General features: G+C 61.4%; 11 protein-coding genes. 3 read left to right on the plus strand and 8 right to left on the minus strand.

Annotated features, from left to right (window positions below; genetic code table 11):
• Window positions 1–85: 85 nt before the first annotated feature.
• From phaC to GTQ41_RS02115, 7 genes are all read right to left on the minus strand, one after another.
• The gene (phaC, locus tag GTQ41_RS02085; RefSeq protein WP_041074938.1) at window positions 86–1,765 is read right to left on the minus strand and encodes a class II poly(R)-hydroxyalkanoic acid synthase; all 1,680 of its coding nucleotides are present in this window, start codon (window positions 1,763–1,765) and stop codon (window positions 86–88) included.
• Between the two features lie 257 nt (window positions 1,766–2,022).
• On the minus strand, window positions 2,023–2,394 hold the full coding sequence (locus tag GTQ41_RS02090; protein WP_047290885.1) for a gamma-butyrobetaine hydroxylase-like domain-containing protein: 372 nt from the start codon (window positions 2,392–2,394) through the stop codon (window positions 2,023–2,025).
• A gap of 143 nt (window positions 2,395–2,537) precedes the next feature.
• Complete coding sequence (gene hslU / locus GTQ41_RS02095; protein ID WP_047290886.1) at window positions 2,538–3,875, minus strand: ATP-dependent protease ATPase subunit HslU; 1,338 nt, start codon at window positions 3,873–3,875, stop codon at window positions 2,538–2,540.
• A 55-nt stretch (window positions 3,876–3,930) separates the two neighbouring features.
• Window positions 3,931–4,461 (minus strand): ATP-dependent protease subunit HslV, encoded by a 531-nt coding sequence (hslV, locus tag GTQ41_RS02100; protein WP_007968352.1) that lies wholly within the window; start codon window positions 4,459–4,461, stop codon window positions 3,931–3,933.
• 289 nt (window positions 4,462–4,750) lie between these two features.
• On the minus strand, window positions 4,751–5,458 hold the full coding sequence (locus GTQ41_RS02105; protein WP_041074932.1) for an SPOR domain-containing protein: 708 nt from the start codon (window positions 5,456–5,458) through the stop codon (window positions 4,751–4,753).
• Between the two features lies 1 nt (window position 5,459).
• Window positions 5,460–7,196, minus strand: coding sequence for an arginine--tRNA ligase (gene argS, locus GTQ41_RS02110; protein ID WP_047290887.1), 1,737 nt, complete (start codon window positions 7,194–7,196; stop codon window positions 5,460–5,462).
• Between the two features lie 214 nt (window positions 7,197–7,410).
• A complete protein-coding gene (locus GTQ41_RS02115) occupies window positions 7,411–9,630 on the minus strand; it encodes a primosomal protein N' (protein ID WP_047290888.1) in 2,220 nt (739 codons plus the stop codon).
• A gap of 289 nt (window positions 9,631–9,919) precedes the next feature.
• Here GTQ41_RS02115 and rpmE point away from each other — a divergent pair, with 289 nt between their 5' ends.
• The 3 genes from rpmE to GTQ41_RS02130 all read left to right on the plus strand — a co-directional run bounded on the left by rpmE (window position 9,920) and on the right by GTQ41_RS02130 (window position 12,411).
• Complete coding sequence (rpmE, locus tag GTQ41_RS02120) at window positions 9,920–10,135, plus strand: 50S ribosomal protein L31 (RefSeq protein ID WP_041074926.1); 216 nt, start codon at window positions 9,920–9,922, stop codon at window positions 10,133–10,135.
• Between the two features lie 41 nt (window positions 10,136–10,176).
• Window positions 10,177–10,959, plus strand: a complete 783-nt coding sequence (locus tag GTQ41_RS02125; protein WP_047291026.1) for a thermonuclease family protein — start codon at window positions 10,177–10,179, stop codon at window positions 10,957–10,959.
• A 183-nt stretch (window positions 10,960–11,142) separates the two neighbouring features.
• The gene (locus GTQ41_RS02130) at window positions 11,143–12,411 is read left to right on the plus strand and encodes a malic enzyme-like NAD(P)-binding protein (protein WP_041074924.1); all 1,269 of its coding nucleotides are present in this window, start codon (window positions 11,143–11,145) and stop codon (window positions 12,409–12,411) included.
• Between the two features lie 235 nt (window positions 12,412–12,646).
• Here the strand turns inward: GTQ41_RS02130 and GTQ41_RS02135 are convergent, their stop codons facing one another.
• Window positions 12,647–15,094 (minus strand): penicillin-binding protein 1A, encoded by a 2,448-nt coding sequence (locus GTQ41_RS02135; RefSeq protein WP_047290889.1) that lies wholly within the window; start codon window positions 15,092–15,094, stop codon window positions 12,647–12,649.
• Window positions 15,095–15,226: the final 132 nt, after the last annotated feature.

The raw sequence follows: 15,226 nt of genomic DNA on the forward strand, positions 1-15,226 counted from the left end.
GCTGCGATCTTTTGACTTTGATTCTAAAAACAAGATCAAAAGATCGCAGCCTGCGGCAGCTCCTACAGGGAGGGCGAGGTGTCAGTTACCGCTCATGTACATAAGTGCCCGGCGAGGCCTCGCCTGCCGGATACGCCTTGTTGCCCAGTTTCAGTGGTGCCTTTTTCAGATTGCCCGAGCGCTCGGCCTGCCACGCCTGCCAGTACAGCCACCAGGAATCGGTGTGCTTGGTCGAATTTTCTTGCCAGTCATCGGCATTGGCGGCCATGCCTTCGCTGGTCATGTAACGCGATTTCGGGTTGCCCGGCGGGTTCAGGATGCTCTGGATATGCCCGCTGCTCGACAGCACGAACTCGACCTTGCCACCAAACAGCTGCGCCGACTTGTAGCAGGACTTCCACGGGGTGATGTGGTCGTTGGTGCCGGCCAGCGAGAAAATGTCGGCAGTGACCTGCTTGAGGTCGATCGGCGTGCCGCACACTTCCAGTGCATTGGGCCGAATCAGTGGGTTGTTTTTGAACATCTCGATCAGGTCGCCGTGGAACGCGGCCGGCAACCGGGTGGTGTCATTGTTCCAGAACAGGATGTCGAACACCGGCGGCTCGTTGCCGAGCAGGTAGTTGTTGACCCAGTAGTTCCAGATCAGATCATTGGGGCGCATCCACGCGAAGACCTTGGCCATGTCTTTGCCTTCGAGCACACCGGCCTGATAGGAGTGGCGCTTGGCGGTCTCCAGGGTCTGCTCGTCGACGAACAGGGCGACGTCGCTGTCCAGCGTGGTGTCGAGCACGCTGACCAGCAGCGTGAGGGCGTTGACCTTGTTCTCGCCGATCGCGGCGTAGTGGCCGAGCAGGGCGGTGCAGGTAATGCCGCCGGAGCAGGCGCCGAGCATGTTCACGTCTTTGCTGCCGGTGATGGCCGTGACCACGTCGACGGCTTCCTTGAGCGCATCGATGTAAGTCGACAGGCCCCACTCGCGCTGCGCCTTGGTCGGGTTGCGCCAGCTGACGATGAAGGTCTGCACGTTATTGCGCAGGCAGAAACGCGCCAGACTCTTGTCCGGGCTCAGGTCGAAAACGTAGAACTTGTTGATCTGGGGTGGCACCACGAGCAGCGGGCGCTCGTGGACTTGCTCGGTGATCGGCTTGTACTGGATCAGCTCCAGCACGTCGTTGCGAAACACCACCGCGCCTTCGGTCACGCCCAGGCTCTTGCCGACCTCGAACGCGCCCATGTTGACCTGACTCGGCATGCCGCCGTTGTGCACCAGATCCTTGGCCAGATGCGAGAGGCCGTCGAGCAGGCTTTTGCCGCCGGTCTCGAAGAAGCGTTTGACCGCCGCCGGGTTGGCGGCGGTATTGGTCGGGGCCATGGCTTCGGTCATCAGGTTGATCACGAAATGGCCGCGCGCGATGTCTTTGGGCGACAGGCTGCTGTCGTCGATCCAGGAATGGAGCTCCTTGCGCCACGCCAGGTAAGTTTGCAGATAACGTTTGTAGAGCGGGTTCTGACTCCACGCCGGGTCAACGAAGCGACGGTCATCGCTGGCCGGTTGCAGTTCGGATTTGCCGAACAGCACGTTCTTCAGTTCGAGGCCGAAATGGGTGACGTGCTTGACACTATGGATCGGTTGTTTGATGGCCTGGGTCAGCACCATTCGAGCAGAGGCCAGCAGATCCTTTCCGCGTAGCCCAACGACGGGATTAAGCCCCAGGGTGTTTTCCGAGGCTTGGTACTTCAGGTCATCGTTATTCTTGTTACTCATCTACGACGCTCCATTGTCCTGAGACGAGTACCCGGTTTCAGCTGTGCAGTTCCACAGCCAATGCCAGGTACTACTGCTCGGGTGACCGTTAATTCTGCATAGCTGCTTTACAGTTCATAGAGCACTGCAGGGAACTTGCCAGCTCCATTGGTTACCCGAGTTTAATTTTTTTCGCAAGCAGCCGATCCTCGACCGCCAGGCGCAGCATTCAAACAGATGAATTTAGAAAATGCCCTCTAAAGAGCAAGAGTCTCGGACTAGAGCATCAGCTTGACAATCGACTGGTCCGGATCGCGGGTTTTTCCGGCGGCTTTGAGCTCGGCCAGATAATCGGCCCAGAGTGCGTCATAACGTCGCCCCAGCTCTAAGAGGTAGTCCCAGGTGAACAAGCCGCTGTCGTGACCGTCGTCGAAGGTCAGTTTCAGTGCGTAGTGACCGGCCGGTTCCAGGCCGCTGAGGCCGACATTGAGCTTGCCGAATTGCAGGATCGGTTTGCCGTGGCCCTGGACCTCGGCGGAGGGGGAGTGCACGCGCAGAAATTCGGCGGGCAGGGTGTACTCCTCGCCGGACGCGTACTTGAGCGTCAAAGTTTTCGAGGCTTTGTGCAGTTTGATGTCGGTGGGGATCATAAGCAGGTTTCCGTCTTGTGCGGAACCTTGTAGGAGCGAGCCTGCTCGCGAATGCGGTGGTCCAGTCAACCCAAGAGTTGAATGTACTGCCGTCTTCGCGAGCAGGCTCGCTCCCACAGTTCCATTACATCTGTAAGAGTGACCTACAGGATATAACGGGACAGGTCTTCGTTCTGCGCCAATTCGCCCAGATGGCTGTTGACGTACGCAGCGTCGATCAGGATCGGCTGGTCGTCATGCGCGCTGGCCAGGTCGCCGGCACTGAACGACACCTCTTCCAGCAGACGCTCAAGCAGCGTGTGCAGGCGACGGGCACCGATGTTCTCGGTCTTCTCGTTGACCTGCCAGGCGATCTCCGCCAGACGCTTGATGCCTTCCGGCTGGAACTGGATGTTCAGGCCTTCAGTCTTCAGCAGCGCGCAGTATTGCTCGGTGAGCGATGCGTGCGGCTCGCTGAGGATGCGCTCGAAGTCTTCCGGGCTCAGCGCCTTGAGTTCGACACGGATCGGCAGACGCCCTTGCAGCTCAGGCACCAGATCGCTCGGCTTGCTCAGGTGGAACGCACCGGAGGCGATGAACAGGATGTGGTCGGTCTTGACCATGCCCAGCTTGGTGTTGACGGTGCAGCCTTCGATCAGCGGCAGCAGGTCGCGCTGTACGCCTTCACGGGAGACATCGGCGCCGCCGACATTACCGCGCTTGGCGACCTTGTCGATTTCGTCGATGAACACGATGCCGTGTTGCTCGACCGCTTCCAGCGCCTTGGCCTTCAGCTCTTCTTCGTTGACCAGACGCCCGGCCTCTTCGTCGCGCACCAGTTTCAGCGCTTCTTTGACCTTGAGCTTGCGGGCTTTCTTCTTGCCCTTGCCCATGTTGGCGAACAGGTTCTGCAACTGGCTGGTCATCTCTTCCATGCCAGGTGGTGTAGCGATCTCGATGCCGGCCACTTCGGCGACTTCGATCTCGATTTCCTTGTCGTCCAGCTGCCCTTCGCGCAGGCGCTTGCGGAACAGCTGACGGGTGTTGGAATCGCTGCTCGGGGTTTCTTCGTTGCTGAAGCCCATGCGTGCCGGTGGCAGCAGTGCGTCGAGGATACGGTCCTCGGCAGCGTCTTCGGCACGGTGACGCACGCGAGTCATTTCCTGCTCGCGGAGCATCTTGATCGCGGCGTCGGCCAGATCACGGATGATCGATTCGACGTCACGGCCAACGTAGCCGACTTCGGTGAATTTGGTCGCTTCGACCTTGATGAACGGCGCGTTGGCCAGCTTCGCCAGACGACGGGCGATTTCGGTTTTACCGACACCGGTCGGACCGATCATCAGAATGTTTTTCGGGGTCACTTCAACGCGCAGCTCTTCAGGCAGCTGCATGCGGCGCCAGCGGTTGCGCAGGGCAATCGCGACGGCGCGCTTGGCATCGTCCTGGCCGATGATATGGCGGTTGAGTTCGTGGACGATTTCGCGGGGAGTCATGGACATAGTAATTGACGGTCCTCAAGCAGAAACAAGCCGTGGCACTTAGGCCGCGTCAGGCTTATTCAGCGAGATCCTGCTCCTCAATGGTCTGAGTGTGGTTGGTGAATACACAGATGTCGCCGGCGATACCGAGGGCGGTTTCGACGATCTCACGGGCCGACAGGTCGGTCTTTTTCAGCAGCGCGCTGGCCGCAGCTTGCGCGTAGGCGCCGCCGGAACCCATGGCAATCAGGCCGTCTTCGGGTTCGACCACGTCACCGTTGCCGGTGATGATCAGCGAGGCGTCCTTGTTGGCGACCGCGAGCATGGCTTCGAGGCGGCTCAGGGAGCGGTCGGTGCGCCATTCTTTGGCGAGTTCGACAGCGGCGCGGATCAGGTGGCCCTGATGTTTCTCGAGCTGGCCTTCGAAACGTTCGAACAGGGTGAAGGCGTCGGCGGTGGCACCGGCGAAACCGGCGATGACCTGACCGTGGTACAGGCGACGAACTTTCTTCGCGTTGCCTTTCATCACGGTATTACCAAGAGAAACCTGGCCGTCGCCGCCCATGACGACTTTGCCGTGGCGGCGGACTGAAACGATGGTGGTCAAGGGAAGAGTCTCCACGCAGCGGGGCGAAAATGCCTTATGCCCATTCATATGGGGGTGCTGGAGAGGATTTCAACCGGGGGCGCAGAGAGGGGACGAGCGGTGATGAAGGGGTGGTGCAAATCTCTGTGGCGAGGGAGCTTGCTCCCGCTCGGCTGCGCAGCAGTCGTAAACCTGCAATCCCGGTCTGTCTGATGCACAGGGTTTACAGGCTTTAGGGGCGCTTCGCGCCCCAGCGGGAGCAAGCTCCCTCGCCACAAAGTCCGCCGAACGATTTACGTTCGGCGAGAGGTCAGCGGCTCTGGCGTTGTTGTAACAACAGGTTGCTGAAGCCACTACCCGCCAGTTGTTTCTGTGCGGTGGTCAGTTGCTCGCGATTGCTGAACGGGCCGACCAATACGCGGTACCAGGTTTCATCCTTCACCGTGCCCGACTCAACCGAAACAGCCTGGCCCAGCAGAATGATCTGCGCCCGCACCTTGTCCGCGTCCGCCTCTTTGCGGAACGAACCGGCCTGGAGGAAGAACTTGGTCACCGGCGCCGCTTTCGCCACCGGTGGCGCTGGCGGCGGGGTAATCCCCGACAGCGCAGCCTGCGCCCGTGCGGTATCGATCTTCGCCGCTTCCGCCGGGGTGACCGGCGTGGTTGGCACTTGTGGCGTCGGCAGGGTTTTCTCCGGCACGGCGTCCGGCGGCACGATTACTTCCGATTCCGGCAGCAGGGTGTAGAAGTCGTACTTCGGCTTCACCGGTTGCGTCGGGCTCGGCGGGGTCTTGTTGGCCTCGGCGATCTTCGACGCTTTCTGCTGCTGCGCCTGCTCGACTTTTTCGCGCTTGACCGTGTCGCTGCCCTTGCCCGGCTCCAGTTTCATCAGGAATACGATGAACGCACCGACCGTCAGGCCGATGGCCATCCACAGCCAGCCCGGAATCGGTTGCTTTGCAGGAGCTTGATAACGGCTGGCGCCACGCTTGGGTGCAGGTTTTTTCTTGGCAGCCAACTTACATGCGCTCCAGAGTTTCCAGGCCCAGCAGTTCCAGGCCTTGCTTGAGAGTTCGACCGGTCAGCGCGGCCAGGCGCAGACGGCTCTGCGTCTGGGCCGGCGTCTCGGCGGCGAGGATCGGGCAGTTCTCGTAGAAGCTGGAGAACAGACCGGCGACGTCATACAGATAAGTGCAGAGGATGTGCGGCGTGCCTTTTTCCGCGACGTTGTTCAGCACTTCGCCGAACTGCGCCAGTTTCGCCGCCAGCTCGTGTTCGTGCTCGGCTTCGAGAACGATCTGGCCGTCGACTTCGCTGAAGTCCTTGCCCAGTTTGCGGAACACGCCGGCCACGCGAGTGTAGGCGTACAGCAGATACGGTGCGGTGTTGCCTTCGAAATTCAGCATCAGGTCGAAGTTGAAGCTGTAGTCGCTGGTGCGGTGCTTGGACAGGTCGGCGTATTTCACCGCACCGATGCCGACGACCTTGGCGATGTTGCGCAGTTCGTCTTCGGCCAGCTCCGGGTTCTTTTCTTTCACCAGGTTGTAGGCACGCTCCTGCGCTTCGGTCAGCAGGTCGATCAGCTTCACGGTGCCGCCATCACGGGTCTTGAACGGACGGCCATCAGCGCCATTCATGGTGCCGAAGCCCATGTGCTCCATTTCCATCGGATGGGTCACGAAACCGGCTTTGCGCGCCACGGCGAACACTTGCTGGAAGTGCAGGGCCTGACGCTGGTCGACGAAGTACAGCGCGCGGTCGGCTTTCAGTTTGCCAGAACGGTAGCGCACGGCTGCCAGGTCAGTGGTGGCGTACAGGTAACCGCCGTCAGCCTTGACGATGATCACCGGCAGCGGATCGCCGTCGGCGTTCTTGAACTCGTCGAGGAACACGCACTGGGCGCCGTTGCTTTCGACCAGCATGCCCGCGGCTTTAAGGTCGTTGACCACGTTGATCAGGTCGTCGTTGTAGGCGCTTTCGCCCATCACGTCGGCCATGGTCAGTTTGACGTTGAGCAGTTCGTAGATCTTCTGGCAGTGCGACAGCGAGATGTCCTTGAACTTGGTCCACAGCGCCAGGCACTCGGCATCGCCGGCCTGCAGCTTGACCACCAGACCACGGGCACGGTCGGCGAACTCTTCGGATTCGTCGAAACGCTGTTTGGCGGCGCGGTAGAAGTTTTCCAGATCGGACAGCTCGTCGCTGGTGATCGGGTTTTCCTGCAAGTAAGCCATCAACATGCCGAACTGGGTGCCCCAGTCGCCCACGTGGTTCTGGCGGATCACCTCGTCGCCGAGGAACTCGAGAACACGGGCCACGCCGTCGCCGATGATCGTCGAGCGCAGGTGGCCGACGTGCATCTCTTTGGCCAGGTTCGGTGCCGACAGGTCGACCACGGTACGCTGCACCGGACCGGCCTTGCGCACGCCAACGTGAGCATCGGCCAGCGCGGCGTCGAGGCGCGAGGCGAGGGCCTGGGTGTTCTGGAAGAAGTTGATGAAGCCGGGGCCGGCGATTTCGGCCTTGGTGACGTTGTCGTCGGCCGGCAGCGCGGCGATGATTTTCTCCGCCAGATCGCGCGGCTTCATGCCCGCAGGCTTGGCCAGCATCATGGCGATGTTGCTGGCGAAGTCGCCGTGGGTCTTGTCACGGGCGTTCTCCACCTGAATCGCCGGCGACAGGCCTTCAGGCAACACACCTTCGTTGACGAGTTGGGTGAGGGCTTGTTGGATCAGCTGGCGAATGGTGTCTTTCATGGTCTTCTCTTTCGACCGCAAGCGCGGCGGCGCATCGATGCGCGGGTGGAAAAACTGGGCATTATCCGTTGCGAAGACGGGCTTGCCAACCTTAGCAGGCAGGATGTGGATATGTGGTGACATTAAAAGCAAAAGATCGCAGCCTGCGGCAGCTCCTACAGGGGAACACGCTCGATTCTGTAGGAGCTGCCGCAGGCTGCGATCTTTTGATCTGCTAGTACAAATCGACCGGATCGACATCCAGCGACCAGCGCACGGCCCGCCCGCTCGGCATCTGCTCCAGCTCCAGCAACCAACTGGCGAGCAGTCGATGCAGCGGTGCCCGCGCTGCCGCCTGCACCAACAGCTGCGCCCGATAGCGACCGGCGCGGCGCTCCATCGGCGCCGGCACCGGCCCGAGCAGTTCGATCCCGCCCAGCTTCTGCTCGGCCAGCAAGCGCTCGGCGGCGCTGCATGCCTCATCGAGGAAACTTTCGGCCTGCCCCGGTTTGTGCGCTTCGGCACGCAACAGGGCCAAGTGTGAAAACGGCGGCAGTCCCGCAGCGCGGCGCTCGCTCAGCGCCTGTTCGGCAAAGGCGAAGTAGCCCTGCTCGGTCAATTGCACCAATAAAGGATGGTCGGCCAGGTGGGTCTGGATGATCACCTTGCCCGGCTCTTCCGCCCGCCCGGCGCGCCCGGCCACCTGCACGATCAATTGCGCCATACGCTCGCTGGCGCGGAAGTCGCCGGAGAACAGTCCGCCGTCGGCATCCAGAATCGACACCAGCGTAACCCGAGGGAAGTGATGCCCTTTGGCCAACATTTGCGTGCCAACCAGAATGCACGGCTGTCCCTTCTGAATTGTCGCGAACAACTGATTCATCGCGTCTTTGCGCGAAGTGCTGTCGCGGTCGACGCGCAGCACCGGGTAGTCCGGGAACAGAATCGCCAGGCGTTCTTCGGCGCGTTCGGTGCCGGCGCCCACCGGGCGCAGATCGACTTTATTGCACTTGGGGCATTGGCGCGGCGTGCGCTCGACGTTGCCACAGTGGTGGCAGCGCAGTTCGCCGTAGCGTTGGTGCACGGTCATTCGCGCGTCGCAGCGCGAGCACTCGGACATCCAGCCGCAATCGTGGCACAGCAACGTCGGCGCAAAGCCACGCCGGTTGAGGAACACCAGCACCTGCTGGCCGGCGGCGAGGGTCTGGCCGATGGCTTGTTGCATCGGCCCGGAAATGCCGCTGTCCAGCGGACGGCTTTTCACGTCCAACCGCAGGAAGCGTGGTTGCCTGGCGCCGCCGGCCCGCTCGTTGAGGCGCAGCAGGCCATAGCGACCGGTGTAGGCGTTGTGCAGGCTTTCCAGCGAAGGCGTGGCGGAGCCAAGGACAATCGGGATGTTTTCCTGTCGTGCGCGTACCAGCGCCAGATCCCGGGCGTGATAGCGCAGGCCTTCCTGCTGTTTATAGGAGCCGTCGTGCTCTTCGTCGATGATGATCAGTCCCGGGTTTTTCATCGGGGTGAACAGCGCCGAGCGGGTGCCGATGATAATGTCGGCCTCGCCGTCGCGGGCGGCGAGCCAGGCGTCGAGGCGCTCGCGGTCGTTGACCGCCGAATGCAGCAGGGCGATGCGTGCGTTGAAGCGCTGCTCGAAACGCGCCAGGGTCTGCGGGCCGAGATTGATTTCGGGAATCAGCACCAGCGCCTGCTTGCCGGCTTCGAGGGTTTCGCGGATCAGTTGCAAATAGACTTCGGTCTTGCCGCTGCCGGTGACGCCCGCCAGCAGAAACGCGTGATAGCTGTCGAACCCGGCGCGGATCGCCTCGTAAGCGGCGCGTTGTTCAGTGTTGAGTGGCAACTCCGGCTGGGCCAGCCAGTGTTCATGGCGCACGCCGGGCGCATGCCGGCGGATTTCCACCTGCACCAGGCCCTTGGCCAGCAGCAGGTCGAGGCTGTCCTTGCTCAGCATCAATTTGCTCAACAACTGATGAGCCACGCCGTGCGGGTGTTGCGCCAGCGTCGCCAGCGCTTCCCGTTGCCGGGGCGCACGGGCGATGCGCGGATCATCAAGGCTGGCGCCGGGCGCGACAGACCAGAAGCGCTCCTGACGGGCCTCCGCCAGTTCGCCCTGACGCAGCAGCACCGGCAGCGCCCAGCTCAAGGTATCGCCGAGACTGTGCTGGTAATACTGCGACGTCCACAGGCACAGCTTGAACAGCGCGGGGGGCAGCGGCGGTTCGACATCGAGCAGGGCCAGCGCCGGTTTGAGTTTTTCCAGCGGCACGTCGCTGGTGTCGGCCACCTCGACCAGAATCCCGATCATCTCCCGTCGCCCGAATGGCACCCGCAGGCGCATGCCCGGTTGCAACTGGGCGCGCTGCACCCCGGCCGGGGCCCGATAGTCGAACAGGCGGCGCAGAGGCGAAGGCAGGGCGAGGCGCAGAATGGCGTCGGGCACGCGGGGGGATCTCGATCAGCAGGCGATTAAAGGGACTGTGTACATAACCTGTGGGAACGAGCCTGCTCGCGAAAGCGGTGTGTCAGGCGGCTGACAGGCTGGCTGATAGATCGTCTTCGCGAGCAGGCTCGCTCCCACACGGACAGCGCAATGGGCCGGGAGCCTAGCAGACGGTCGGTCTCAGGGACAGCTTGCGCGATTGGCATTGTCTGGTAGAATCCGCGGCCTAATTACGTGCGGTATTCAACAATAGTGTTGGGTGGCGGCACGCTAGCCTGAGGAATACACCATGAAAGCTGATATCCACCCGGATTACCCAGTAGTTGCTGTTACCTGCAGCTGCGGCAACAAGTTCGAAACCCGTTCGACCTTCGGCAAAGCCCTGGCGATCGACGTTTGCAACGAGTGCCACCCGTTCTACACCGGTAAGCAGAAGACTCTGGACACCGGTGGTCGCGTTCAGAAGTTCGCCGACCGTTTCGGTGCCTTCGGCGCCAAGAAGTAAGATTGGTCATCCTGGAAAGCCTCTGCGGTTTTTCAAGGCTGATGAAAAAGGCGTCCCTGGTGGGCGCCTTTTTTGTGTCCGCGATTTGGCTGTCCGACGCCCAGGCCTTCTGCACCGCGCCCAAAGGGCTGAGTAGCATTGCGGTACAGCGCGTGGTCGACGGCGACACCCTGCGTCTGAACGATGGACGCAGCGTGCGGATGATCGGTCTCAACACCCCGGAACTGGGCAAGCAGGGCCGCAGTGATGAGCCCTTCGCCGTGGCGGCGCGCAAGCGCCTTGAAGCTTTGGTGGCGGACAGCGGCGGTCGGGTCGGTTTGCTGCCGGGCAAGCAGGCCAAAGACCATTACGGTCGCACCCTCGCGCATGTCTACAGTTCAAGCGGGGCCAATCTTGAAGCGCAAATGCTTGCAGAGGGTCTCGGTTTTCAAGTGGCGGTGGCACCGAATGTCGATCTGGTTGCCTGTCAGCAAGCCGCCGAACAGCGTGCACGACTCGCTGGGCGCGGGGTCTGGCGCCAGTCGCCTGTACTGAAAGCGCAGCAGATCCGCACTTCGGGGTTCGCCGTGGTCAGTGGGCGTGTGAGCAAGGTTCAGCGCAATCGTGGCGGAATCTGGATTGAGTTGCAGGGCTCGGTTGTACTGCGCGTTGCGCCCAATCTGCTCGGACAATTCGACAATACCCGGTTGCAGTCGCTCAAAGGCAGGCAGGTCGAGGCTCGTGGCTGGGTCGTTGACCGTTCACGGCGTGGCGGGTTGAAACCGGGTCAGCCGCGTTGGCTGCTGCCGTTGACCGATCCGTCGATGCTGCAAAGTGCGCGCTGAAGAAAAATTGTAGACATTTTTTCTATCGATTGTGAACAGTCCAGCCCTTGTGCGCCGTGGCTCTTGGCCCAAAGTCGTAGGACAGGGCGCTTGACAGGGGTGACCGCTCAGTCTTGTGGGGACTTTGCGAGGCGCGTATCCTCGCTGACCAGTCTGTCCAACAGTAAAAAGCGGAATGCCAAAATGTCTGATCTGAAAACTGCCGCTCTCGAATATCATGCCAATCCTCGTCCAGGGAAGCTGAGTGTCGAGCTCACCAAGGCCACTGCTACCGCCCGCGACCTGTCGCTGGCCTACAGCCCCGGCGTAGCTGAACCAGTGCGCGAGATCGCCCGCGATCCTGAACTGGCCTACAAATACACCGGCAAGGGCAACCTGGTTGCAGTCATTTCCGATGGCACCGCGATTCTGGGTCTGGGTAACCTCGGCCCACTGGCTTCCAAGCCGGTAATGGAAGGTAAAGGCGTACTGTTCAAGCGCTTCGCCGGCATCGACGTGTTCGACATCGAAGTCGACTCCGAAAGCCCGCAGGCCTTCATCGACACCGTAAAACGCATCTCCATCACCTTCGGTGGCATCAACCTGGAAGACATCAAGGCGCCTGAGTGCTTTGAGATCGAGCGCGCTCTGATCGAGCAGTGCGACATTCCGGTATTCCACGATGACCAGCATGGCACCGCGATCGTGACCGCTGCCGGCATGATCAACGCCCTGGAAATCGCCGGCAAAACCCTGCCGGAAGCCAAGATCGTCTGCCTCGGCGCTGGCGCTGCGGCCATCTCCTGCATGAAGTTGCTGGTGAGCATGGGCGCAAAAATCGAAAACATCTTCATGGTTGACCGTACCGGTGTGATCCACTCCGGCCGTGACGACCTGAACCAGTACAAAGCGGTATTCGCTCACGCCACCGACAAGCGCAGCCTGGCTGACGCTCTGCAAGGCGCTGACGTGTTCGTCGGTCTGTCCGGTCCGAACCTGCTGAGCGCTGAAGGCCTGCTGTCGATGGCAGCCAACCCGATTGTCTTTGCCTGCTCGAACCCGGATCCGGAAATCTCCCCGGAACTGGCGCACGCCACCCGCAGCGACGTGATCATGGCCACCGGTCGTTCCGACTACCCGAACCAGGTCAACAACGTACTGGGCTTCCCGTTCATCTTCCGTGGTGCCCTGGACGTTCGCGCCAAGCGCATCAACGAAGAAATGAAAGTGGCTGCGGCCAACGCCCTGCGCGAACTGGCCAAACTGCCAGTGCCACAGGACGTGTGCGACGCCTACGGTGGTGCGCCGCTGGAATTCGGCCGTGAGTACATCATTCCGAAGCCAATGGACAAGCGCCTGATCACCCTGATCTCCGACGCTGTGGCCAAAGCCGCGATCGAGACCGGTGTGGCCACCCTGCCGTATCCGAAGAACTACCCGCTGAAAAGCGTGGATGACGTGTTCAACGGCTAAGCCGTTGTAGCGCTTCAACGAAAGCCCCGGCTTGTGAGAGTCGGGGCTTTTTGTTTGGCAGATCAAAAGATCGCAGCCTGCGGCAGCTCCTACAGTTGGCCTTGGTGGCCGCCGATTTCGCGGATCGGCGCCGATTCTGTAGGAGCTGCCGCAGGCTGCGATCTTTTGATCTTGCTTTTAAGCACAAAAAAGCCCCGCGCTTCTCACGAAGGCGGGGCTTTTTGCTTGGGCTGGATCAGAACAGATCGATCGGCGCCTGTTCATCCGCTGGCAGCGGGCTGCCCGGTACGGCACCGTTGCCCAGTTCATTCACCGAAGGCGGCGTGTCTTCGGCCTTGAACAGCTCGAAGTAGGCACCCGGTGTGCTCGGGGTGGCGGCACGGCCGCTGACCGGATCCACCCGCAGGCTGAGGATGCCTTCCGGCTCAGGCTGCACATGCGGCGGCTTGTCCTTCAATGCCGCCGACATATAGTTCATCCAGATCGGCAGCGCCACGGTGCCACCGAACTCGCGGCGACCGAGGCTCTCCGGCTGGTCGAAACCGGTCCACACGGTGGTCACATAATCGGCGTTGTAACCGGAGAACCACGCATCCTTCGATTCGTTGGTGGTACCGGTCTTGCCCGCGATGTCGCTGCGACCCATGGCCAGCGCGCGGCGGCCGGTGCCGAGCTTGATCACGTCCTGCAGCATGCTGTTGAGGATGTACGTGGTGCGGCCATCGACAATTCGCTCAGCCACCGCAGGCGTTTGTGGCGCAGTCGCAACGCCCGGGGCTTCACCCGGAGCCGCAGCGGCGTTGACAGTAATCGGCTGAGGGGTCGGCGCGGCGATGCCATCGGTCGCCGAGCCGCCCTGTGGCACGGTCGGCGGGTTGGCGACGAACAGCGTGTCGCCGTTGCGGCTTTCGATCTTGTCGATGATGTACGGGGTGATCTTGTAGCCGCCGTTGGCGAAAGTGCTCCAGCCGGTAGCGATCTCCATCGGGGTCAGGGTCGCGGTGCCCAGCGCCAGCGACAGGTTCGGCGGCAGGTCCTGCTTGTTGAAACCGAAGCGGGTGATGTAGTCGATGGTCTTGCCGACACCCATCGCCTGCAGCAGACGGATCGACACCAGGTTACGCGACTTGTACAGCGCCTCGCGCAAGCGGATCGGGCCGAGGAAGGTGTTGGTGTCGTTCTTCGGCCGCCAGACTTTGTCCAGGTACTCGTCGACGAACACGATCGGGGCGTCGTTGACCAGGGTCGCGGCGGTGTAACCGCTGTCCAGCGCAGCGCTGTAGACGAACGGCTTGAAGCTCGAACCCGGCTGACGTTTGGCCTGCAGGGCGCGGTTGTAGTTGCTCTGTTCGAAGGCGAAACCACCGACCAGCGAGCGAATCGCGCCGTTCTGTGGATCCAGCGACACCAGCGCGCCTTGCGCCTGCGGGATCTGGCTGAACTTCAGCGAATTGTTCGGCTGACGCTGCACGCGAATCAGGTCGCCGACCTGCGCCACGTCCGACGGCTGACGCGGTGCGGCGCCCATGCTGTTGGTATTGAGGAACGGGCGGGCCCATTTCATGGTGTCCCAGGCGACGTGCTCTTCGCCGGTACGGGTCAGTACCTGCAAGCCATTCTTGTCGACCTGGGTGACGATGGCCGGCTCCAGGCTGCTGATGGTGCGCTGCTTGGTCAGTTCGGTGGCCCACGCTTCGTGGGTCTTGCCCGGCAGGCGCGACTCGGGGCCACGGTAGCCGTGACGCTGGTCGTAGGTCATCAGGCCTTCGTGCAACGCGGTGTTGGCCATTTCCTGCAGGTTGCTCGGCACGGTGGTGGTGACGCGGAAACCTTCTGTATAGGCGTCGCTGCCATAGCGGCCGACCATTTCCGCACGGGCCATCTCGGCGATGTACGGTGCGTTCACTTCCGGGGTCGGTACGTGATAGCTGGCGTTCAGCGGCTCGTTGATCGCGGCGGTGTAGTCGGCTTCGGAAATTTTTCCAAGCTTGTACATGCGGCCGAGGATCCAGTCGCGGCGTTCCTTGCTGCGCGCCGGGTTGGCCAGCGGGTTGAAGCGCGACGGGGCTTTTGGCAGGCCGGCGATCATTGCCATCTGCGCCAGGCTGACGTCGCGGATCGACTTGCCGTAATACACCTGAGCCGCCGCCTCGATGCCATAGGCGCGGTTACCCAGATAAATCTTGTTTACGTACAGCTCAAGGATCTCGTCCTTGGTCAACTGCCGTTCGATCTGCAGGGCCAGGAGAATCTCGGTGGTTTTGCGCGAGAAGCTGCGTTCGCTGGTCAGGAAGAAGTTCTTCGCCACCTGCATGGTGATGGTGCTGCCGCCGGACTGGATGTGCCCGCTTTTGACCAGTTGGGTCGCGGCCCGCATCAGGCTGCTCGGATCGACGCCATAGTGGTTGGCGAAATTGTCGTCTTCAGCACTTAGTAACGCATTTATGAAATTGGGCGGAATGTCGGCGAAACGGATCGGAGTGCGGCGCATTTCGCCAAATTCTGCGATCAACTTGTTGTCGCTGCTGTAGACCCGCAGCGGAATCTGCAACTGAATGCTTCTCAGCGCCTCCACAGACGGCAAACCCGGACTAAGGTAAAGAAACGCGCCGCTGAGACCTAAAAGCAGTCCGCAGAAAACGGCGACGATGGACCAACCGAAAAATTTCAGCAGACGAATCAAGGCTTTTGGGCATCCAGGGCAAAGAATGAAGGTGGCGACAGGGTTCCGGTAACACACGGAACAGCCTGGGCCGGCAGTAAAAAGCGGAAAAAAACGCTGGGCATTATAAGCACTTTTCTGCTGGGGGCGTCA

Origin of the sequence: Pseudomonas sp. AN-B15 (assembly GCF_019056475.1) — a bacterium.
GTDB classification, from domain to species: Bacteria; Pseudomonadota; Gammaproteobacteria; order Pseudomonadales; family Pseudomonadaceae; genus Aquipseudomonas; species Aquipseudomonas parakoreensis.

Coding starts and splice junctions, on each gene's coding strand:
- phaC (WP_041074938.1), bottom strand. CDS start 1,765: ATGAGTAACAAGAATAACGATGACCTGAAGTACCAAGCCTCGGAAAAC.
- GTQ41_RS02090 (WP_047290885.1), bottom strand. CDS start 2,394: ATGATCCCCACCGACATCAAACTGCACAAAGCCTCGAAAACTTTGACG.
- hslU (WP_047290886.1), bottom strand. CDS start 3,875: ATGTCCATGACTCCCCGCGAAATCGTCCACGAACTCAACCGCCATATC.
- argS (WP_047290887.1), bottom strand. CDS start 7,196: ATGAAAGACACCATTCGCCAGCTGATCCAACAAGCCCTCACCCAACTC.
- rpmE (WP_041074926.1), top strand. CDS start 9,920: ATGAAAGCTGATATCCACCCGGATTACCCAGTAGTTGCTGTTACCTGC.
- GTQ41_RS02125 (WP_047291026.1), top strand. CDS start 10,177: ATGAAAAAGGCGTCCCTGGTGGGCGCCTTTTTTGTGTCCGCGATTTGG.
- GTQ41_RS02130 (WP_041074924.1), top strand. CDS start 11,143: ATGTCTGATCTGAAAACTGCCGCTCTCGAATATCATGCCAATCCTCGT.